Genomic DNA, 22,163 nt, shown 5'->3' on the forward strand with positions numbered 1-22,163 from the left:
TGCACATTATTGTTGACCCTAATGCGATAAATTATGGGGTACCATTAAGGCCAACAATAATATGCGCTATATCGTTTTAGCGCAGAAATGATAAGGCCTAGCCTATAGATAATAAGGCCAATAGTATTCTACCTGATAATTAGTTTTCAGGCGCTAGATCTGAGTTATTTGCATACATTTCCATATGAAAAAAAGCGTTTATCTGCTCTTCATATAACTCAGGATCAGCCTGCGCTAAACGCCAATCAACCCCTTGATTTTCTGAGGGAAGGCTACCCACAAAATGGCCATCTCCTAAGTAACCATCAGCACCTGGTACTGGTATTTCACGGCTATTTGGGATGTCAATTGGCTGACTACGGTTTATTTTAGGCATCTTCTTTCTCCTAGTATTCATTTATCTTTAATGTAAATTTACCAGATGCTTAAATACATCCAGCACCATGTCATAAGACAGACAGAATATAACGAATATTTAGGCTAAAAGCGATACCGCAAGGTCACTTCGGACAAGCTGACTGTATTGAGAAAGTATTTTTGATCAAGTGGAAATAAAACAGATTTAGCAATAGAAACGCTCGAAGATAGCTTCACCGCCCCCTGGCTTTAACCATATAGACAATTTGCTTATGGTTTAGTGATAGACAACCCATTTACGGCTAAAGATATTGTATTTATTTACTTTTGATTCATGAATTTTGGCTAACACATCACATTGGCCTGCGGCGTGTTTGTAGTCTTTTTTTGCCAAAGAAATCCCATAACGTCGACACCAGCGCTTCACTGTCCAAACTTTATAGCCTGTCATATCTGATGCTTCAATATAAGAAATGCCCTTTTCATAAAAATCCTGTAAAACCTCATTGGCAGACTTGCCATATTTTTTAGCCATATTGATTTCAAAATTATCACTGTATTGATTTGGCATATACGCTCCTTTTCACAGTATGATTAAAAGCTAACATACCACTCATAAACCCTTTCACAACCTTTATTACTTTGTCTTTTGCGAGTGGTATATGTGCCACAAAGTGTATCATGCAGCACTTGCTTTAAATGGTAAAGATATTGTGGCACAGAAAGCACAGATCTACTAATAAATAAAATTAATTATATATATAACGAAAAGGTATACCGGTAATCAATGAATTAAAGAAAGATGAAAAGATTTTACAGGCTCATCATGACATAATGAAACAAGTTTGTATATCGAGCATGGCACAGTTTCACTTAATAGATCCACCTCATAGCCAGGCATCTCAAACTTAATCCTGATGGTTTTTTCATTATGATTTTTTTGCGTACAATCTGATAACAACCGATACACTGTTGAGGCTTTTTCCAATGGTAGTTTAAAACACAATCCTTTAATATGTGTGTCGATATATTGCTGGATTGCTTGAATCTCTAATGCGTTAATCCTCAACTGATCATTATAAGCATCAATACTTGCCTCACCTTCAACAATAATCGTCTCATCAACCTTTAAAAGTGGTTTAACACGATCAAATAACTCACTAAAAACAACCAGCTCTAAACGCTCATTGCCATCATCAATCTGAAGCACCCCCATTAAGTTACCTGATTTTGTTTTGCGCTGAGTGATTGATACCACAATCCCAGCAAGCACAATTGACTCCTTTCGTCGGGTGGGTGTAATTTGATTCAAAGGGGTTATATTTAGTTTTTTTAACCAAAAACGATCTTCATCAATCAAGTGCCCAGACAAAGATAAGCCCAAGACAGATTTTTCATAAATAAGTTTTTGCTTATTCGACCACTTCTGGATGCTTTCTAATGGCAATGGTGCCGGTTTATGCGCAACACTATCACCGAACCCAAATAAGTCCATCTGGCCACTGTTTTGCATTTTCTCAACCTGTTCAGCTGATTTCATTGCATCATCCAGCTGCGCGATCAGGCTTTCTCTTTCCTGATTAAACCCGTCCATTGCACCTGAGAAAACAAGTGCTTCACAAACACGCTTATTCACCTTACGTAAATCAACACGTGCACAAAAATCATAAAGGTCTTGAAACGCACCATTTTGCTGTCTTTCCAATAAAATCATATCAATTGCTGAATGCCCTACACCCTTAATGGCACCAAGCCCATAAACAATTTGTGCTTCTTTATTCACTGTAAAATCATATTGACTGGTGTTGATATCTGGCAACAGCAAGACAACGCCAATTTTTTTACACTCGTTAATAAAATTAACGACCTTATCGGTATTATCCATATCCGAAGATAAAACAGCCGCCATAAATGCTTCTGGGTAATGTGCCTTCAAATAGGCAGTTTGATATGATACCAAAGCATAAGCAGCCGAATGTGATTTATTAAAACCATACTTGGCAAACTCTTCCATTAAATCAAAAATTGAGCTTGCTAATTTCACATCAATGCCATTCTCAGAAGCACCTTTTTCAAAGCTCTCACGCTGTTTTGCCATCTCCTCAGGGATTTTCTTACCCATTGCACGGCGCAATAAATCAGCCTGCCCCAATGAATAATTTGCCAAAACCTGAGCAATTTGCATTACCTGTTCTTGATATAAAATTGTTCCATAAGTCTCCTTGAGTATCCCCTCAAGGCTTGGATGTGGAAAAACAACCTTTTGACGACCATGCTTACAATTAACAAAATCATCCACCATCCCTGAACCCAAAGGCCCTGGCCGATACAAGGCAACCAAAGCGATAATATCCTCAAAACAATCCGGTCTTAGCCGCTTTATCAGCTCCTTCATCCCTCTTGATTCCAGCTGGAAAACACCCGTTGTCTCGGCTTTTTGCAGTAATACAAATGTTTTTTGATCATCCATAGGAATCAAATCAATATCAAGTTCACTTTGGCCTTCTTGCATGCGCTGTTTGTTCACAATCTTAAGCGCATTATTAATAATGGTTAAATTCCTAAGACCCAAAAAGTCAAACTTGACCAGACCAACTTCCTCAACATCTTTTTTATCAAATTGTGTCACAAGCTGTGTTGAGCCTTCCTCACAATATACCGGGGAGAAATCTGTGACTTTAGAAGGTGAAATCACAACACCTGCGGCATGTTTACCAACGCTGCGCGTTAACCCCTCTAATTTCTTTGCTGTCTGCAAGATATCTGCAACGGTATCATCTTCTTTTGCAAACGCATAAAGCGGTGTGCCTTCACAAGTTGCATCATCAAGTTTAATGCCTAAGTCATTTGGAATCAGTTTGGCAATTTTATCAACAAACCCATACGGCTGACCTAACACACGCCCGACATCTCGTACGACTGCTTTAGCTGCCATAGAGCCATATGTGATAATTTGTGAGACACTTTGATCTCCATATTTTTGTGCCACATATTCAATTACCCGGTCGCGACCATCCATACAAAAATCAATATCAAAATCTGGCATGGAAACACGCTCTGGATTCAAGAATCTCTCAAAAAGCAATCCATAAGGAATCGGGTTAATATCGGTAATACCTAATGCATAGGCAACCAATGATCCAGCCCCTGAACCACGTCCAGGCCCCACAGGAATATCATGATCTTTAGACCACTGAATAAAGTCAGCAACAATCAAAAAATACCCAGGAAAACCCATTTGGCAAATCACATCAATTTCTTTTTGCAAACGGGCTTGATACGATTGCCTTATCTGTTGCTGTTCCTTATCTGATTTTCCCATAAGTAACAGATCAAATCGCTTATTTAACCCCTCATAAGACACTTTGGAAAAATAGGCCTCTTCAGTCATCCCATCAGGGATATCAAACTTCGGTAGAACAGCGTTACCAAGTGTGAAAGTCACATTACAGTTCTCAGCAATATACACACTATTATCAAGACTTTCCGGGATATCTGCAAATAACTGACACATTTCATCTGCTGAGCGTAGATACTGCTGTGCGGTATACTGACTTTTTCGTGTTTCATCTAAAAGCGTATAACCTTCATAAATACCAACGCGCACTTCATGGTCATCATAATCATCCGCATCAAGAAAACGCACGTTATTGGTAGCAACAAGGGGAATCTGTTCTGATGCTGCTAATTGTGATGCAAGCGTGATATATTCTTCTTCGTTATCCAGACCAATGCGTTGCAGTTCAATAAAGAAATTCCCCTGCCCACATAAATCAATATAGCTTTGCGCTATTTTTTTCGCTGTATTTATTTCACCAGATAAAAGCGCATGGCCAAGTTCACCTGCCAAAGCACCACTTAAAATAAAAACCTCACTTAAATCAACCTCTGTAAGCCAATCTTTAGGTAATGCAGGAATCCCATGCCAGCGTTTGGCTTCAAGATACCCTTTAGATATTAACTGAACAATTGACTGATACCCTTTGTTTGTTTTTGCAAGCAGTGTTAGCTGGTAGTGTTTCTCTTTAACATCGACCAAGAGATCACAGCCAAATATTGGTTTGACCCCTTGCGCAAGCGCTGATTTATAAAACTTAATTGCCGCAAACATATTACACATATCAGTCAAAGCAACCGCAGGAATCTCACGCTGATAACACGATTTTAGTAGTGGTTTTAGGCGCACGATACTATCCATCAGCGAGTATTCACTATGAACGCTTAAATGCGCAAAACGAATCGACATATTCTTTTCTTTACCCATCATTCTATAAGGCCATAGTTTAACACCAGCTCAAGTGAAATATAACCAGACATCATAAAATAATTGCTTTTACCTGCGTCATTCTATCTTGTACTATGAGATGAATAACTGGAGTTACGCATTTTCAGGGATTTATTGTGCAAGAAAACGCTTTACAAAAACAATGACACTTAAAATCAATAAGTTCCCACTAATCCTTGGGGTTATATGCAAACTTTGCCATCCGTGCTTGGCAAGCGTAGCCGTTACTAGAAGTGTGCATCAACGTCATCGTCGCTTGGCGGCGATCCACGTGGCAATCATAAGTAACTAAGACAGTAATGGCCAAAACCAAAAGCTATCTTTTAGGTTTTCTGTAATTGGATCAGCCTTTGCATACGGCCCCAACCATTATTGCTAAGGAACAAATCTTGCATGGACAGCCGCCAAGCGGCTGTGACGGATGAGGTGATATACAAAAATAGCAAAGTGCGTAACTATTGTGAATAAGGCAAATCAATAGATGCATACTTTGTTTTAAACTTTGGTTTCACCGCCAACCGCCAGCACATTGCAAACTCAGATAAGCTCTCATATGCTTCTAACACTTCATCAATATAGCGCATTACTTGAGGCAAATAGGCAAGATAACTTTGATTATGATTTTGCAAATACTGCCTTGTGAAAATACCCAGACACTTCATATGACGCTGAAGTCCCATCAAATCAAACCAGCGTTTAAAGTCTTCAAACTCAATATCATTAGCAATAATAGCCATTTTTTTAGCCTGATGGTATTGGGCTATTAAATGCTTTTGTATAACAGGCTTAGGCAGCTCAATGTAGCAGTCTTTTAAAATTGAAACCAAGTCATAAGTTAATGGCCCACTGACTGCATCCTGAAAATCAATTAAACCAAACTGCTGCCCCAGACACATAATATTCTTTGCATGAAAATCGCGATATACAAAAACAGATGGCTGGCTTACTGCATTGTTAACTAATAATTGTCTGCACCATTGATAGCCTGGAAGAATATCCTGAAGAATATTACCATCAATTCCGAGCCACTGGAAAAACCAGCTTTTCATTAAATCAATTTCACTTGCCAGTTTACTGGCTTGGTACTCAGGTACAAGTGAATGATCAATTTGCCAAAAACAGCTGATCAATGCCAGTACTTGATCATATATCTTAAAATCTTTTGACTGGCTAATATAATGAAACAATTGCTGGTCACCAAAATCATCCAGCAGTAAAAAACCTAGCTGCTGTTCATATGCATAACATTCAGGCGTGTTTAGCTGAAAAAAACGCAGCAATCGTGTCAGACGAAAAAAAATGTCAGGCTTTTCTTTTTTTGGCGGTGCATCCATCACAATATAGCTTTTATTATCAATATACACCCGATAATACTGTCGAAAACTTGCATCTTGCACCAGTGGCACCAGCTGGCCATTAAACCCTGGAAACTCGCTTTTTAACCAGGTAACAATTTGTAAAAATCTTGACTCCATAAACTTTTTCCTAGAATTATACCGCCAACACGATAGAATAGCAGTAGATCAATAGAGATTAAAGCAAAGCTTGCAAGCTTAAACGCATAACAAAACCGAAAAGCTACTGACTGACATGATAAAAAAACACTTTAACAAAAGACTGCTTCCTTTGGTAATCATCTGCTCAATTCCAGGAGTCAGCATTGGTAAAATCACAATAGAAAACCCCCTACAAAAATCATGGAAATGCACCATTAAGGATAATCAGTGGTCATGCTTTGAAATTGGTAATAAAACACAGGATCTATTTAAAAAGAACATTCTTCCGAAAGAAAAAACGCAAATCATTGCAGATGCCTTGAACTGGGTACCTACCGCCGACCCAGATAATATTTGTGGTGGGTATTACTATCAATACCCTATCATTCCAAACCCAAGTAAAGATCCTGTCATAAAAGCACAACAAGGTCAGTACTCCCAAAGTGGGACAATTATTGCCCAAGGTACGGTAGAAGTGAAAAAAGGCAATCAATATCTATCTGCAGATAAGGCGGTATTGCAAAAGACCGACAATTCACAGAAGGTAGATAAAATTGATTTATCTGGCAATGTTAATTTAAGCCAGCCAGGGCAGCTTGCCATAAGTAAAAAAGGGACGGCAAATATAAACAATAATACCGCCGTTTTTGATGACACCTACTATTTAATTCGTGTTCGTGAGAAGCCCGGTGGCGATATGACAAATGTGTTAGCTGCTTCTACAGAGCAGCAGAAAAATTTCACAGGATTTGCGCATGGTCATGCCGACCAGGTGATTCAAAAAAGTAAAACGAATTATGTTCTAAAAGATGCAACTTATGCAACTTCAAGTCCATATGATGATGATTGGCAAATATCGGCAACAACGTTAGATCTTGATAGACAATCAGGATTGGGAAGCGTTTATAATATGCTTTTTTATGTCAAAGGAATGCCAATTCTCTACTGGCCTTATCTTAATTTCCCGATCGATAACCGCCGTAAAACAGGCTTTTTGTACCCTATTATCGGCTATAACAGCAATTCTGGTTATTACCTTTCAACACCTTTTTACTGGAACATAGCGCCAAACTATGACTTCCTGCTGACGCCTACTGTTTATAATCACCGCGGTATTTTATTTGATGGAAATTTCCGTTTTTTAACACAAACACAACAAGGTAATATTGAAGCACAATACATGCCACATGACCGTCGAGACAATATGGAGCGAAAAGCGTTATCGATTCAGGATACCGGCACTTATGGCAGAAACTGGCAAAGCCTTTTAAATTACCAGTACATTGGCGATAAAGACTTTTATAATGACTTTGATAACAACGATATGGGGCTTTCTACCCAAACCCTACTTAATCGTGAGTTCCAAGTAAGTTATAACAACCCACACTGGAAGGCTGACACAACGCTTCAGGCTTATGATGTCATCGATGATACGATGTATTTAGCTAACAGACCTTACTGGATGATGCCACAAATAAACCTTAACGCCAATTATCCAAGCGTGCTGTCTCATATGAATTTTGCCTGGGCAAACCAGTATACTTATTTTTATAAACCAAGCCTTGATGGGGTATCACAAGTACAAGGCCAAAGGCTTTATAGCGCACCTGAAATAAGCTTTCCCATACAAAAAAGCTGGGGATTTTTCACGCCTTCCTTAACAATGACAGAAACCGCCTATGCCTTGCAAAACAGAAGTCAAACATCTGCAAGTAAGTTTAGTCAGAATGAATACCCAGAGCAAAATATCGTTCGCAGCTTGCCAATCATCAATGTGGATACAGGGCTATATTTTGACCGAAGCTTTAACTGGAACAATCATGCCTACACGCAAACCTTAGAACCACGGCTATTTTATACCTATATTCCTTATCAAAACCAAAGCAATATCCCACTGTTTGATACCTCGATGAGTAACTTCTCTTATGCCTCATTGTTCCAGACAAATATGTTTACAGGCTTTGATCGAATTAATAATGCCAATCAGCTATCCTATGCGCTGCAAACTTCTATTAATGATGCAAAAACAGGACAAAATATTTTAAGCACAGGTATTGGTCAAATCGCTTATTTTGCGGATAGAAAGGTTTCACTTTGCTCAGGTACCGATCAAAACTGCACAGGCAGCAGCAATCAAGTTCCTTTTTACGATGCTAATTTCTCTGATGTCGCAGGCTTTTTTAACTATCAGTTTCTGCCCCACTGGACACTGATGACTGATGCAACCTATAACCCAAATAATAATAATGTCGACTCACAAAGTTATCAGATTCAATATAAACCAGATAACATGCATATTTTTAATATTGGTTATCAGAATATCAAAAATAACTATGCATCACTGACACCAGCACAAATCCAGGCAGGTGATTTACCGGATAATCTATCCCAAATCACCTTTTCATCCTTATGGAAGCTGTCCCCGCACTGGTCAGTTGCAGGGCTTTGGAGTTATGCATTTAACACCAGACACACGATTAATATGTTTGCAGGAATCCAATATGATGCCTGCAGCTGGGCAATTCGCTTTTTGGCACAGCGCTATGTCGATTCTTCAAGTGATCCAAACAATCCATCTACGATCACAGGCCCACTTAACAATGCTTATATTATCCAGTTTGAACTCAAAGGCTTAGGTGGCAGTAGTGCAAGCTCTTTAGGCCAACGACTGGATATGATTAATGGTTACACGCCTGATTCCGGTTTTAATTAATCAACCAGTAAATCAACGCAATAAATTCTGTAAAATGGCATGCTGTACGTATATAATGCCTTATAGTTAAACAAATCAATGAGCTTATTCATGCGTTTTAAAAAAACTCTTGCTTTAGCATTATGTATGACCTCAAGTCTTGCTTTTGCAACGTTGAATTTTTCAGAAATCACTAATCAAAACCAAAACACACCACCATCACTGCTGCAAAAACCTCAAGCATCGGCAGCACAAAATACACAGCCACCAAAAGGCAAGCATCTGATCAATGAAATTGTTGCGGTTGTTAATGATCAGCCAATCACACTAGATCAACTTAATGCAGAAGTAATTAAAAGCAAAGCACAAATACAAATGCAGCCAAATGTATCAATGCCTGACACATTAACATTACAACGCCAGGTATTGCAGCAGTTAATTAACCAGACTATTGCGCTTCAAATGGCAAAACGCCAGGGAATTAGTGTTCCAGCTAGCGAAGTTAATGCAACTATTGATGAGATCCTTGCACAAAATGGGATTACTATGGATAGTCTAAAGCAAAAACTAAAGGCATCAGGACTTGATTTTGAAGACTACTTTAAAACCATGCAAGATCAACTGATGATTAATAAACTACAACAGCGTGCTATTGCAGGGAAAATCTATATTCCCCCAGCAGAAATAGATAAATATATCGCCAAGCACTTTACCAACAAAAACACTCAGTATCAGGTACAGAACATTCTATTGCCTTTGGGTAGCGATACTGACCAGAGCACTGAAAAAGCGGCCATTCAAAAAGCAAAAGACATTATTGATGAAATCAAATCAAACAAACTGACATTTAGTGAGGCGGCGCAAAAATACTCAAAAAGCACTAATGCTTCAAGTGGCGGCTTACTTGGCTGGAAGACACTTGATCAGTTACCAGGCATCTATGCCAAAGCCGTTGAAAACATGAAAAAGGGCCAGATTTCTGCGCCGTTTGTCGCCAATAATGGTGTGCAAATCGTCCGCCTTGTTGATATAAAAATACCAAAAAGCGCAAAGCACTTTGTTGAACAATATAAAGTCAGACAAATTGTGATTGATACAACACCTATTATTGATGATTCACAAGCAAAGGCAAAATTACTGCGTATTGTTAATGCGATTAAAAACGGACAATCATTTGCAAATTTGGCAAAGTCAAACTCAGACAATCACGACAATGCTGATCAAGGTGGCAGCATGGGATGGGTAAGTTTAGATGGCTTACCTGGCAAGCTTGCACAAGAAATTAAAAATATCCAGCAAAACACAGTCTCTCAACCATTTAAAGTCGGTAATAGCTGGCAGATTATTGAAGTCACCGGAAAACGCCAAAAAGACAATACCAAAGAATTTCAAAAAACCCAAGCGCTTAATGCACTTTTCCAAAACAACGCACAGCAAGCTGTGAAAACCTGGATGATGTCATTGCGTGATAATGCCTATGTTAAAATTCTTGACCCAAAACTGGAACTACCAAAGTGAGTAAAGTGCAACATAAAGCAAAAAAATCTTTAGGACAAAATTTTCTCAACGATCAAAACATTATTCACAATATTATTTCTAAAGCAAGGATAAAGCCCGATGACCAGGTAATTGAAATAGGCCCTGGTCTTGGTGCGCTAACACAACACATCCTGGCGATAACAAAACAACTCACTGTGATTGAGTTTGATCGTGATGTTATCCCGCTTTTACAAGAAAAATGCCAGGATAAAGGTGATTTACACATTATACATAAAGATGTACTTAAGGTTGATTTTAATACGCTTTATCAAGAAAAGAAAATCAAGTTGATTGGCAATCTTCCTTATAATATCTCCTCACCCATCTTATTTCACCTGATTGGTTTTAGTCACTTATTTAAAGACATGCACTTTATGCTACAAAAAGAAGTTGTTGATCGAATTGTTGCCAGCCCTGGTAATAAAAACTATGGCAGGCTTAGTATTATGCTGCAATACCATTTTGATTGCCAAGGACTTTTTGATGTGCCAGCAAGTGCTTTTACCCCTGCACCTAAAGTCACCTCAAGAATATTAAGGCTTATTCCTTATGACAAAAAACCCTATATTGCAAACGATTATGCCCTTTTCTCATCTATGGTGAAGCAAACCTTTCAACAGCGCAGGAAAACGCTAAGAAATACGCTTAAAAACATGATTAGCGACCCACAACAATTACAAAATGCACCTATTGACTTAAGCCGTCGCCCAGAAAGCTTAAGTGTGAGTGAGTTTGTTCAACTGACCAACTTCTTTGAGTCGTAATATGTCAACTTATGTAATCGGTGATGTTCAAGGCTGTTATGATGAGCTTATGATGCTGCTGGATAAAATTCATTTTCAAGTAGGACAAGATAAGCTTATTTTTGTAGGAGACCTTGTTAATCGAGGGCCAAAATCGCTTGAAACACTGCATTTCATTAGAAGCTTGGGCAAATCTGCCAAAATCGTGCTTGGCAACCATGATTTATATTGCATGGCTGTGATTTATGGTTATTTGCCCCTTAGAAAAAAAGATGCATTAACTGAGATATTAAATGCGCCAGATAAATTTGAGCTTGCTGACTGGCTACGCCAGCAACGTTTTTTATATCAGCATAAAAACCATATCATCACACACGCAGGCATTCCCCCAATCTGGTCAGTTAAAAAAGCGAAAAAACGTGCCAGAGAACTGGAATTTGTCTTGCAAACAGATGTCTGCTATAAACTCTTTTTATCCCACCTTTTTGGTAATGAGCCAAGCTTATGGAATAAAAACTTACAGGGCATTAGCCGCTGGCGCTGTATCGCAAATTATTTCACCCGTATGCGCATTTGTAATAAAAAAGGTAAAATAGATTTAGACTTTAAAGGTGGTCTAGATAATATCCCTGAAGGATGGGATGCCTGGTTTAATATTCCAAATCCAAAATTAAAAGAAAAATATACGCTAATCTTTGGCCACTGGGCTGCACTTAGAGGACAAACAAATAAATCACATATTATTGCAACGGACACTGGATGTGTTTGGGGACGACAATTAAGCGCTTACTGTATAGAATCAAAAACATTTCATCGCGTTCAGTCAACATCAAAGGAGTAAAAACACAATGGCAAGCATTCTTGTGGTTCACGGACCCAATTTAAACTTGTTGGGATTACGTGAAACTGACATATATGGCACTGCAACATTAGACAGCATTAATAAGAAGCTAGAATCAATGGCATACGAAAAGAAAATTGACTGTTTATTCTTTCAGTCTAACCATGAAGGACAGATCATCGATTATCTGCAGCAGCATAAAGATCACATCGATTTTATTATTATAAACCCTGCAGCCTACACCCATACCAGTATTGCTATTCGAGATGCACTTTTAGCAGTCTCTATCCCATTTATTGAAACACATCTATCAAACCCGAGTAAACGTGAGCATTTTCGCCAGACATCATATTTTTCAGATATAGCTTATGGTATAATTTCGGGGTTTGGCGCAAAGAGTTATGAGTTAGCAATGCTTGCAGGTATTGAGTATTGCCAGCATAACTGCGTATAAACAGAATAAAAACACAATGTCAATAAAACCAATTTTAATATAATAAAACACAACAAAACCGTGACATTTGGTTTTTTTTATAGTAAGAATTGCATGGAAATTAAAAACGAGAATATAAGGTTATAGTAACGCAATGGATATTCAACAAATTGAAAAACTAATCGCACTGATTGAAAAATCAAACGTTAATGAAATAGAAATTAAAGAAGGTGAAACATCTATTCGTATTACTGGCAATAAAGCTTATGCCAATGCGCCTGCAGCACAGCAAGTCTATCATACACCACCACAACAAGCCCCAGCACCTTCAGCGCCAGCCGATCAGGTACCAGTGCCTGCAGCACAACAAGAAGCAGAATCACTCCCGCAAGGCCATGAAGTCAAATCACCAATGGTAGGTACTTTCTATCAGTCCCCTTCACCGGGTGCTGCGGCTTTTGTTACAGAGGGTCAAGCCGTGAAAGCGGGTGATACACTTTGCATTATTGAAGCCATGAAAATCATGAACCAGATTGAGGCTGAAAAGTCAGGAACAATTTTAAAAATCCTTGCCGAAGATGGTACACCAGTTGAGTATGACCAGCCGCTTTTCATTATCGGTTAACATTCCAAAGGTGGTATCACAATGATAAAAAAAATACTTATTGCCAATCGAGGCGAAATTGGTTTACGCATTCTTCGCGCATGTCGAGAACTTGGCATTAGAACGGTTGCCGTACACTCCACTACTGACCGGGACTTGATGCACGTTAAACTTGCCGATGAAACCATTTGTATTGGTCCTGCTAATCCTGCACAAAGCTATTTAAATATCCCAGCTATCATTGCAGCAGCCGAAATTTCCGGCGCTGATGCGATTCATCCAGGTTATGGCTTTTTATCAGAAAATGCAGATTTTGCAGAATCGGTCGAATCCAGTGGCTTTATTTTTATTGGTCCACGTGCAGAAAGCATTCGTGTGATGGGGGACAAGGTCTCTGCAATCCAGCATATGAAAAAAGCAGGTGTGCCGTGTGTACCAGGATCAAATGGCCCGATTAGCAGTAATCCGGATAAAAATCTTGAAATGGCAGATAAAATTGGTTACCCAATTATGATCAAAGCCGCAGGTGGCGGTGGTGGCCGTGGCATGCGTGTAGTACGCAAACGCGAAGATCTGTTGCGTTTTATCGAGATGACACAATCTGAAGCAAAAATGGCCTTTAACAATGATATGGTGTATATGGAAAAATTCTTAGAGAACCCACGCCATATTGAGATCCAGGTCTTTGGTGATGGACAGGGTAATGCCATACACTTATATGAACGTGATTGCTCAACACAACGTCGTCACCAAAAAGTGATTGAAGAGGCACCGGGCATTGGTTTAACAAATCAGCAACGTGATGAAATTGGCAAACGCTGTGTCGATGCGTGTAAATTGATGAAATACCGTGGTGCTGGTACTTTTGAATTTCTTTATGAAAATGGCGAATTTTATTTTATTGAAATGAATACGCGTATTCAGGTTGAGCATCCGGTTACTGAGGCGATTACGAATCTTGATTTGATTAAAGAGCAGATTCGGATTGCGTCAGGTGGCACACTAAGCTACACACAGGATGATGTGAAGATCAATGGCCACGCGATTGAATGCAGGATTAATGCTGAGGATCCGGTTAAGATGTTACCTTGTCCTGGTAAGATCGAGATTTACCATGCACCAGGCGGCCCTGGCGTTCGAGTAGATTCTCACATTTATTCACAATACTTTATTCCACCTAACTATGATTCTATGATTGCCAAAGTCATCGTACATGCAAGATCACGTGAAATGGCGATTCAACGCATGCAAAGCGCCTTAGAGGAGATGATTATCGATGGAATTAAAACGAATATTCCTCTGCATCATCGTGTGCTTGCCGATAAGGAGTTTCAAAAAGGGCAAACCAATATCCACTATCTGGAAAAGCTGCTTGCTAAAGATAAACAGTAAACAAAAAAATAACAAAGAGCTTTAATATATTATGCTATGGCATGAAATCTCAGTCACCTGTAACCAGCAAAACCTTGAGGCGATAGAAGCGCTACTGCTTCAGCTTGGTGCTTGCTCTATCAGCTACCAAGATGCAAAAGATCAACCGATACTTGAGCCTCAACCAGGGGAAAACCCACTTTGGGATGAAATAGTATTAGTTGGTCTTTTTACTGAAGAGCATGAGCTCCAAGTGATTGGTAACCAGGTATTAAAAACATTTGATTACTTAAAAAATGATGCTATCAAACTAAAAAGCTTTGCAGATAAAGAATGGACTCGCCAATGGATGCAGGATTTTAAACCGATGACATTTGGCAAACGCCTGATCATATGCCCAAGCTGGCAGGAAAATAGCGTCACAACTTCAAACAAAACCAAGCTCTTACTTGACCCAGGGCTTGCCTTTGGCACAGGCACACACCCCACAACCGCACTTTGCTTAAACTGGCTGGATGAAAATATCACCACAAGCCAAAGTGTGATTGATTATGGCTGCGGATCAGGCATTCTAGCAATTGCTGCCAAGAAGCTTGGTGCACAGGAAGTTATCGCCATTGACAATGATCCTCAAGCCATTATGGCATCCAAAGACAACGCCATAAAAAATAACATCACCAATGGGTTTACAGCGTATCTTAGCAATGAAATACCGATACTGCCCCAGGTTGACATTGTCATTGCAAATATCCTGGCAGGTATTTTAATTGACTTATCCCACCAGATCACCGCATTGGTAAAACCAGGTGGGAAACTTGCTTTATCAGGTATCCTGCATGATCAGGTTGATGCAGTACTTACAGCCTATCGAAATGATTTTGATTTCGCTTCACCAATAATCAAAGAGGATTGGGCACTTCTTAGTGGCACTAAGAAATGATCCAAATTGGCCAATTCCAATCAGATAATATCCTATTTCTTGCCCCTATGGCTGGCGTTACCGATCTGCCATTTCGAAAGCTTTGCAAAAGTTTTGGTGCAGGCTGGGTAGTCTCGGAGATGGTGTGGTCACAAAAACATCTATATGAAACCACGAAAACACAGCGTAGAATCGACCACAGTGACGAAGCTTCCCCAAAAATTGTTCAAATCGCCGGCAGCGATCCACTGATGCTCGCAGAATCTGCACAATTAAATGTGCAAAAAGGCGCACAAATCATCGATATCAACATGGGATGTCCCGCTAAAAAAGTATGCAATAAATTAGCAGGCTCAGCCTTGATGCAGAATGAAAAGCTTGTAGAAAAAATCCTGCACTTAACTGTCAAGGCAGTCAATGTCCCTGTAACATTAAAGATTCGTACTGGTTGGGATAATGATCACAAAAATGCCTTAAGTATTGCAAAAATTGCTGAGGATTCAGGCATTCAACTGTTGACTATTCACGGGCGAACACGTCAGCAAAAGTATACCGGCCATGCTGAGTTTGATACAATCGCACACATCAAGCAAAACATCAACATCCCCGTTATAGCCAATGGCGATATCACAACGCCACAAAAGGCCAAAGAAGTGCTTGATTATACCAAGGCAGATGGCCTCATGATTGGTCGTGGCGCTCACGGTAATCCCTGGATCTTCAAACAGATTAATGATTTTTTAACAAAAGGTTCTTATCAGAAAACCCATTGCTTTACACAACAAAAATCCGCTATTATTTCGCACATCAAAGCCATGCATGCATTTTATGGTGATTATATGGGCATACGTTTTACTCGAAAACACATCGGCTGGTATTTTGAATATTTTAAAATACCAAAGCACTTCAGGCAGGAATTCAATAAAATTGATTGCCCACAAGAACAGCTTCAATATATCAGCCACTGCCCAACAAACACCTACCTATAAATGCTTTACTCTGCTGTTTGTTTTTTACGGTAATCTATCCTGTTTTGCAAAAGACTCTTAACACACTCAGGATCAGACAAAGTCGAGATATCACCAATTTGATCTTCTTCAAAGTGCGCAATTTTTCTTAAGATACGGCGCATAATCTTACCTGAGCGCGTTTTAGGCAATTCTGGCGCCCACTGAATGACCTTGATCGTTGCAATTGGGCCGTAAGTTTTTCTTACCCAGGCAATGATATCTTTCTTTAATGCTTCTGATGGTGTGGCTTTTTTCTCCAACGTAATATAAGCATAAATCACTTCACCTTTGATATTATCTGGAACACCAATCACAGCCGTTTCAGCAACCGCTTCATGTGAATCAAGAACGCTTTCAATTTCAGCCGTACCGATTCTATGCCCTGCTATGCTGATAATATCATCCAAGCGCCCTGATATCCAAATATCACCATCCTTATCACGATAAGCACCATCTCCAGGAAAATAATAACCAGGATAGACATTAAAATAGGTTTCCATATAGCGCTCATGATCCCCCCAAAGTGTTCGCATCATTCCAGGCCAGGGTTTTTTAATAACCAAAGCACCATAATCATGTGCAGATAGTGCTCCTTTTGTTTCCTCAGCTGTATTTTTATCTAAAATTTCTGCCTTAATACCTAAAAAAGGCGTCATCGCACAACCTGGTTTTTGCGGATGATTATAAGCTGGTGATATCATGATCCCACCAGTTTCCGTCTGCCACCACGTATCAACCACAGCGCATTTCTTTTGACCAACAACATCATGATACCAATGCCAAGCTTCTTTATTAATCGGCTCACCGACTGTGCCCAGAATTCTTAAAGAGTCACGTCTTGTCTGGCCAAGCACGGCATCATCGCCTTGTGCTTGCAAAGCACGGATTGCCGTTGGCGCTGTATAAAAGACGCTGACCTGGTATTTATCTACAATATCAAAAAATCGCGATGGCGAAGGATAACTTGGCACACCTTCAAAAATAATTGATGTTGTTGCATTAGATAAGGGACCATAAACGACATAGGAATGGCCAGTAATCCAGCCAACATCAGCTGTGCACCAGTATATATCATCTTTTTGAATATCAAAAATTTCTTTATGGGTTAATGAGGCATAAACCAGATAACCTCCTGTTGTATGTACAACGCCTTTAGGTTTGCCGGTAGAGCCTGAAGTATAAAGAATAAATAATGGATCTTCTGCATTCATTGGCTCAACAGGACAGTAATCATCAACCTCTTTTACCAGCTGTTGATATAAAACATCTTTATCTTCATTAAGGCTAACCTTATTTTTTGCATGCTCAATTACCAGTACTTTTTCGACACTTGGGCAATTTTTTACTGCTTGATCAACGTTATCCTTTAAAGGAACTACTTTACCACCTCGAAAACCACCATCTGCAGTAATAATAAACTTTGACCTGGCATCATTAACGCGATCCTGGATAGATACAGGAGAAAACCCACCAAAAATTAACGAATGTATTGCACCAATCCTCGCACAAGCAAGCATAGCAACAGGTGCGGCAACAATCATAGGCAAATAAATACAAACGACATCGCCTTTTTTAACGCCTATCTTTTTAAGGACATTCGCAAACTGATTGACTTCCTGATATAACGCTTGAAAGCTTACTTTTCTTTGACTGTGAGGGTCATCACCTTCCCAAATCAATGCTGTTTTATCTGCATGTTGTTTAAGATGTCGATCAACACAGTTATAACAGGCATTTAATTGTCCTTCTTCAAACCATTTCACATTACCAGATGTGAAATTACCACTGGTTACGCTCTGCCAAGGTTTAATCCATGCTATTCTTTTTGCCTCTTTCGCCCAAAAACTTTCTAAATCTTTTTCTACCGCTACTTTCCTATCCAACCAATCTTGTTGCATTCATATCTCCTCAACTTGTAATTCTTATACTCTATGATCAACACACTAATTAACTTTCACGTTCCCTGTTTAGACATCAAGCATAAGCAAAACACACGCTACATTGAACAATTCATTTGCCCTTTTATTAAGTTCAGCCTATCAAATTTTCAATAGGGAAACCAGCATCAAAATAGCATAAAAGTAAAAAATTTACCTACGTATATATACGTAGATAAACTTATTCCTTATCACCGGATAGAATGATTTCTCATCTATCATAAACTCTTATATAATTGAATGCCTTATATCACACTTTAATGAGCAACCTGTATGATTGGACGACATAAATTTCAACTCGACACGCCCTGTCTTGTCATTGATAAAGACAAGTTAATGCACAACCTTAAAACCATGCAACATTTTGCCAGCCAGTATGATAAAAATGTCAGACCACATGCAAAAACACATAAGTGTTCAAAACTTGCGGCACTTCAGCTTGAATCTGGGGCTTGCGGTATCTGTGTGACTAAAGTCAGCGAAGCACTTGAGTTAGCAAAAAATAATATTTGCGGTATTCTTATTACTTCACCGATTGTCACAGATTACAAGCTTTCACAATTACAAAAAGTAGTTGATTTAGCCCCTGATACCATGGTTGTCTGCGACCAGCTTAAAAATCTTGAACAGCTTAATGCGTTAGCCCAAATGACACGATCTAGAAATATTGACGTTATCATTGATATTGATGCCGGCATTGGCCGCACAGGCACTGACTTTGAATCTGCTTTTGATCTGGCTAGTTCTGCTTATAACATGCCTTTTATTACGCTTAAAGGTATTCAATGTTATGCTGGACACTTCCAACATATCACAGACAAAGATGAAAGAGCTAACGCCTCAAAGGCACTGTTGCAAAAGGCCGCATCGATTAAGCATCGTCTTGAAAAAATGCTTGGCATCTCACTGATTCAAACAGGCTCTGGTACTGGCACTTATGAAATTGATTGCCAGATCGATGGTGTAACTGAAATCCAACCTGGCTCTTATACTGTAATGGATAAGGAATATCTTGATATTGATTATACAAGCGCGCATTTTTTACCTGCAATGACGATGCTTAGTACGGTAATAAGTGCAAATCATCAAGAGCATGTAACCGTTGATGCGGGTCTTAAAGCATTATATAAAGATCCAACAAAACCAAAAATAATCAGCCATAATGAGCTTTATTATGATTGGGACTATTTTGGCGATGAGCACGGGAAGCTCACAGGTACAAACCTGCCACAAAACGGTGATGTCATTGAAATGATTGTGCCACATTGTGACCCAACAATTAATTTATTTGATCATTTTTACATCACCGAAAACGATATCGTTGTTGATATATGGCTAATAGATTTGCGTGGAAAAAGTCAGTAAAATTAATCTGCTTTACGACGTAAGAACGTTGGAATATCCAGGTATTCCTCTTCATTTTTAGATGACTGTGGTTTTGAATCATTCTCCTGGTTATTCCCTTCAGCTGGCGCTTGACGCTTTAGAATACTTGCTGTATTAACAACACCAGCATCTGCTGTTTTTTGCTGTTGCGTACCGCGTGAAAATGACACCGTTTGTCTAGCATAGTGATTTGAGCGATCTGCTGCAACCCCGCGACTGATAAGTGTTGTTTTATCATCCGTCGCCAAACCGGTTACAACAATGGTAACACGTAATTCATCTGACATATCAGGATCAATTACCGTTCCTACAACCACTGTTGCTTGATCTGATGTAAAGGCTTTGATCACATCACCAACTTCTTCAAATTCACCAATTGACATATCCATACCAGCGGTAATATTGACAAGAACACCCTTAGCACCTGCAAGATTTACATCTTCTAATAGCGGGCTTGCCACGGCTGCTTCTGCTGCTTCACGTGCACGATTCTCACCTGTCGCTGTCGCTGTTCCCATCATTGCAACACCCATCGCTGACATCACAGTTCTCACGTCAGCAAAGTCAACGTTAATAAGTCCTGGGCGTGTGATAAGCTCTGCAATGCCTTGAACCGCACCTTGAAGCACACCATTTGCTGCTTTGAAAGCATCTAATAAACTGATATTCTTGCCCAAAACGCTTAATAATTTTGCATTTGGAATCGTAATAAGCGAGTCAACGCTTTGTGATAATTCACTAATACCATATTCTGCCAGCTGCATTCTACGGCGGCCTTCAAATGGGAACGGTTTTGTTACAACCGCAACGGTTAAAATACCCATTTCTTTGGCAACTTCGGCAATAACAGGTGCTGCACCAGTACCGGTTCCGCCACCCATACCTGCGGTAATAAAGACCATGTCAGAGCCTTCTAGCGCTTGTTGAATTCGTGCTCTGTCTTCTTGTGCTGCACGCTTACCCACTTCAGGGTTTGCTCCCGCACCTAAACCTTTTGTTAATTCACCACCAATCTGAATAACACTTCGTGCACTTGAGTTTTTCAGCGCTTGAGAATCCGTATTTGCACAAATAAACTCAACGCCTTCAATACTTTGTTGTAACATGTGTTCAACGGCATTACCGCCACCACCACCAACACCAATTACTTTAATCACTGCATTATCAGTTAGTGATTCTGAAATATCAAACATCTATTACTCCTTTTACTTTATGATCTAAATACAATGCTTTTAATTAAAAATGCTTACCAAACCAACCTTTCATCTTTTGCCAGACACCTGACTCACCTTCTAATTCATCATAAATCGGCTGGTCTTCTTCCATCTGTGCTTGTGAATACATTAATAATCCAACACCAGTGGAGTGCACAGGATTGTGAAGTACATCCTGGACACCTGTAATATTTGCAGGGCCACCGATACGTACAGGAATACGAAATATCTCTTCAGCCAACGCCGCAAGCCCTTTTGTCTTAGCAGCGCCACCTGTTAATACTAAACCTGCAGAAATAGATTCCAATAAATTATTCTTTTCCAGCATTTCATAGATAAGACCAAACAACTCTTCTGTTCTTGCCTCGATCACACCGGCAAGCGTTTGCAGTGGCACACGCCTTGCTAAACGATCAGCAAGTCCTGGAATTTCAATGGCATCATCCGATTTGACAAGGTTTGCCATTGCACAACCGTATTGGATCTTTACACGCTCTGCCGTATCTGTTGCCACGCGCAATGCATGTGCTATATCACTGGTGATCTGGCTGCCGGCAATTGGAATAACAGATGTGTGTTTGATAGCACCTTCAACAAAAACAGCAATATCAGTGGTACCCGCGCCAATATCCACCAAGCAGACACCTAATTCTTTTTCATCATCAGTCAAAACTGCATAGCTTGATGCTAATTGCTCAAGAACAATATCCTGGACCTTGATTCCACAACGATTAACACACTTTTTAATATTTTGCACGGCACTGGATGAAGCCGTTACCATGTGGACTTTTGCTTCTAAACGCACACCTGACATACCAAGTGGCTCTTTAATACCATTGTGATTGTCAATCATAAAATCTTGATAGAGAATGTGTAAAATCTCTTGATCCGCCGGCATCGGCACTGCTTTGGCTGAATCAATAACACGTTCTAAATCAGTTGCAGAGACTTCTGAGTCCTCAATGGCAACAACACCATGAGAATCAAAGCTTTGAATATGACTGCCTGCAATACCGATATAGGCTTGTTTGATGCTAAACCCTGAGATGTCTTCAGCCTCTTGAACCGCCTTTTGAATCGCCTTAACAGTGGCATCAATATTGACGATAACACCTTTTTTCAGCCCCTTTGACGGCTGTGTACCCATACCGATAATGTTTAGTTCATCATTATCATTCACTTCAGCCACAAGCGCAACAACCTTCGATGTGCCGATATCAAGTGCACACAAGATATTTTTTTCCACTACATCAGACATGCTTTAAACGCCTATTTTATTTTTTGATACCTGATTGATTAACTTAGGCTAATCCCGCATTTTTATTACAGATATCAT

Annotated in this window: 17 protein-coding genes; 10 read left to right on the forward strand and 7 right to left on the reverse strand. The window is 39.6% G+C overall.

The annotated features are described in order from the left end of the window. Positions 1-139: 139 nt before the first annotated feature. The 4 genes from DNK84_RS01040 to DNK84_RS01055 form a co-directional block, all read right to left on the reverse strand. Complete coding sequence (locus tag DNK84_RS01040) at positions 140-376, reverse strand: hypothetical protein (RefSeq protein ID WP_119342722.1); 237 nt, start codon at positions 374-376, stop codon at positions 140-142. 258 nt (positions 377-634) lie between these two features. Then, on the reverse strand, positions 635-928 hold the full coding sequence (locus DNK84_RS01045; RefSeq protein WP_119342723.1) for a hypothetical protein: 294 nt from the start codon (positions 926-928) through the stop codon (positions 635-637). 213 nt (positions 929-1,141) lie between these two features. After that, positions 1,142-4,624, reverse strand: a complete 3,483-nt coding sequence (dnaE, locus tag DNK84_RS01050) for a DNA polymerase III subunit alpha (protein WP_235826789.1) — start codon at positions 4,622-4,624, stop codon at positions 1,142-1,144. A gap of 473 nt (positions 4,625-5,097) precedes the next feature. Then, positions 5,098-6,117: an aminoglycoside phosphotransferase family protein gene (locus DNK84_RS01055; RefSeq protein ID WP_119342724.1), complete on the reverse strand. Its 1,020-nt coding sequence runs from the start codon at positions 6,115-6,117 to the stop codon at positions 5,098-5,100. 115 nt (positions 6,118-6,232) lie between these two features. Between DNK84_RS01055 and DNK84_RS01060 the strand changes: the two genes are divergently transcribed. The 9 genes from DNK84_RS01060 to dusB all read left to right on the forward strand — a co-directional run bounded on the left by DNK84_RS01060 (position 6,233) and on the right by dusB (position 16,269). After that, positions 6,233-8,851, forward strand: coding sequence for an LPS-assembly protein LptD (locus tag DNK84_RS01060; protein ID WP_119342725.1), 2,619 nt, complete (start codon positions 6,233-6,235; stop codon positions 8,849-8,851). Between the two features lie 90 nt (positions 8,852-8,941). Further along, positions 8,942-10,348: a peptidylprolyl isomerase gene (locus DNK84_RS01065; protein ID WP_162902139.1), complete on the forward strand. Its 1,407-nt coding sequence runs from the start codon at positions 8,942-8,944 to the stop codon at positions 10,346-10,348. Beyond that, the gene (rsmA, locus tag DNK84_RS01070; RefSeq protein ID WP_235826790.1) at positions 10,345-11,133 is read left to right on the forward strand and encodes a 16S rRNA (adenine(1518)-N(6)/adenine(1519)-N(6))-dimethyltransferase RsmA; all 789 of its coding nucleotides are present in this window, start codon (positions 10,345-10,347) and stop codon (positions 11,131-11,133) included. The genes DNK84_RS01065 and rsmA overlap by 4 nt, the downstream gene beginning before the upstream one ends. A 1-nt stretch (position 11,134) precedes the next feature. Further along, positions 11,135-11,953 carry a symmetrical bis(5'-nucleosyl)-tetraphosphatase gene (locus DNK84_RS01075; protein WP_119342727.1) on the forward strand — a complete coding sequence of 273 codons (819 nt, stop codon included), beginning with the start codon at positions 11,135-11,137 and terminating at the stop codon, positions 11,951-11,953. 7 nt (positions 11,954-11,960) lie between these two features. Then, positions 11,961-12,407, forward strand: a complete 447-nt coding sequence (gene aroQ, locus DNK84_RS01080) for a type II 3-dehydroquinate dehydratase (RefSeq protein WP_119342728.1) — start codon at positions 11,961-11,963, stop codon at positions 12,405-12,407. Positions 12,408-12,540: 133 nt separating this feature from the next. Then, a complete protein-coding gene (gene accB / locus DNK84_RS01085) occupies positions 12,541-13,011 on the forward strand; it encodes an acetyl-CoA carboxylase biotin carboxyl carrier protein (RefSeq protein ID WP_119342729.1) in 471 nt (156 codons plus the stop codon). A 21-nt stretch (positions 13,012-13,032) separates the two neighbouring features. Next, the gene (gene accC / locus DNK84_RS01090; protein ID WP_119342730.1) at positions 13,033-14,382 is read left to right on the forward strand and encodes an acetyl-CoA carboxylase biotin carboxylase subunit; all 1,350 of its coding nucleotides are present in this window, start codon (positions 13,033-13,035) and stop codon (positions 14,380-14,382) included. A 31-nt stretch (positions 14,383-14,413) separates the two neighbouring features. Then, positions 14,414-15,301: a 50S ribosomal protein L11 methyltransferase gene (gene prmA, locus DNK84_RS01095; RefSeq protein WP_119342731.1), complete on the forward strand. Its 888-nt coding sequence runs from the start codon at positions 14,414-14,416 to the stop codon at positions 15,299-15,301. Then, on the forward strand, positions 15,298-16,269 hold the full coding sequence (gene dusB / locus DNK84_RS01100) for a tRNA dihydrouridine synthase DusB (RefSeq protein WP_119342732.1): 972 nt from the start codon (positions 15,298-15,300) through the stop codon (positions 16,267-16,269). Before prmA ends, dusB begins: the two co-directional genes overlap by 4 nt. A 5-nt stretch (positions 16,270-16,274) precedes the next feature. Here dusB and acs read toward each other — a convergent pair whose 3' ends face one another. Beyond that, a complete protein-coding gene (gene acs / locus DNK84_RS01105) occupies positions 16,275-18,188 on the reverse strand; it encodes an acetate--CoA ligase (protein WP_119342733.1) in 1,914 nt (637 codons plus the stop codon). A gap of 312 nt (positions 18,189-18,500) precedes the next feature. Between acs and DNK84_RS01110 the strand changes: the two genes are divergently transcribed. Next, positions 18,501-19,592 carry a DSD1 family PLP-dependent enzyme gene (locus DNK84_RS01110; protein ID WP_119342734.1) on the forward strand — a complete coding sequence of 364 codons (1,092 nt, stop codon included), beginning with the start codon at positions 18,501-18,503 and terminating at the stop codon, positions 19,590-19,592. Between the two features lie 2 nt (positions 19,593-19,594). Here the strand turns inward: DNK84_RS01110 and ftsZ are convergent, their stop codons facing one another. Together ftsZ and ftsA are read right to left on the reverse strand one after the other, a co-directional pair. Beyond that, entirely contained in the window at positions 19,595-20,806 is a 1,212-nt protein-coding gene (ftsZ, locus tag DNK84_RS01115; RefSeq protein WP_119342735.1) for a cell division protein FtsZ, read from the reverse strand. Between the two features lie 43 nt (positions 20,807-20,849). Then, positions 20,850-22,085 (reverse strand): cell division protein FtsA, encoded by a 1,236-nt coding sequence (gene ftsA, locus DNK84_RS01120; protein ID WP_119342736.1) that lies wholly within the window; start codon positions 22,083-22,085, stop codon positions 20,850-20,852. Between the last annotated feature and the right edge of the window lie 78 nt (positions 22,086-22,163).

The organism is Facilibium subflavum (assembly GCF_003574485.1).
Classification (GTDB): Bacteria; Pseudomonadota; Gammaproteobacteria; order Francisellales; family Francisellaceae; genus Facilibium; species Facilibium subflavum.

Coding starts and splice junctions, on each gene's coding strand:
- DNK84_RS01040 (WP_119342722.1), bottom strand. CDS start 376: ATGCCTAAAATAAACCGTAGTCAGCCAATTGACATCCCAAATAGCCGT.
- DNK84_RS01045 (WP_119342723.1), bottom strand. CDS start 928: ATGCCAAATCAATACAGTGATAATTTTGAAATCAATATGGCTAAAAAA.
- dnaE (WP_235826789.1), bottom strand. CDS start 4,624: ATGATGGGTAAAGAAAAGAATATGTCGATTCGTTTTGCGCATTTAAGC.
- DNK84_RS01055 (WP_119342724.1), bottom strand. CDS start 6,117: ATGGAGTCAAGATTTTTACAAATTGTTACCTGGTTAAAAAGCGAGTTT.
- DNK84_RS01060 (WP_119342725.1), top strand. CDS start 6,233: ATGATAAAAAAACACTTTAACAAAAGACTGCTTCCTTTGGTAATCATC.
- DNK84_RS01065 (WP_162902139.1), top strand. CDS start 8,942: ATGCGTTTTAAAAAAACTCTTGCTTTAGCATTATGTATGACCTCAAGT.
- DNK84_RS01075 (WP_119342727.1), top strand. CDS start 11,135: ATGTCAACTTATGTAATCGGTGATGTTCAAGGCTGTTATGATGAGCTT.
- aroQ (WP_119342728.1), top strand. CDS start 11,961: ATGGCAAGCATTCTTGTGGTTCACGGACCCAATTTAAACTTGTTGGGA.
- accB (WP_119342729.1), top strand. CDS start 12,541: ATGGATATTCAACAAATTGAAAAACTAATCGCACTGATTGAAAAATCA.
- accC (WP_119342730.1), top strand. CDS start 13,033: ATGATAAAAAAAATACTTATTGCCAATCGAGGCGAAATTGGTTTACGC.
- prmA (WP_119342731.1), top strand. CDS start 14,414: ATGCTATGGCATGAAATCTCAGTCACCTGTAACCAGCAAAACCTTGAG.
- dusB (WP_119342732.1), top strand. CDS start 15,298: ATGATCCAAATTGGCCAATTCCAATCAGATAATATCCTATTTCTTGCC.
- acs (WP_119342733.1), bottom strand. CDS start 18,188: ATGCAACAAGATTGGTTGGATAGGAAAGTAGCGGTAGAAAAAGATTTA.
- DNK84_RS01110 (WP_119342734.1), top strand. CDS start 18,501: ATGATTGGACGACATAAATTTCAACTCGACACGCCCTGTCTTGTCATT.
- ftsZ (WP_119342735.1), bottom strand. CDS start 20,806: ATGTTTGATATTTCAGAATCACTAACTGATAATGCAGTGATTAAAGTA.
- ftsA (WP_119342736.1), bottom strand. CDS start 22,085: ATGTCTGATGTAGTGGAAAAAAATATCTTGTGTGCACTTGATATCGGC.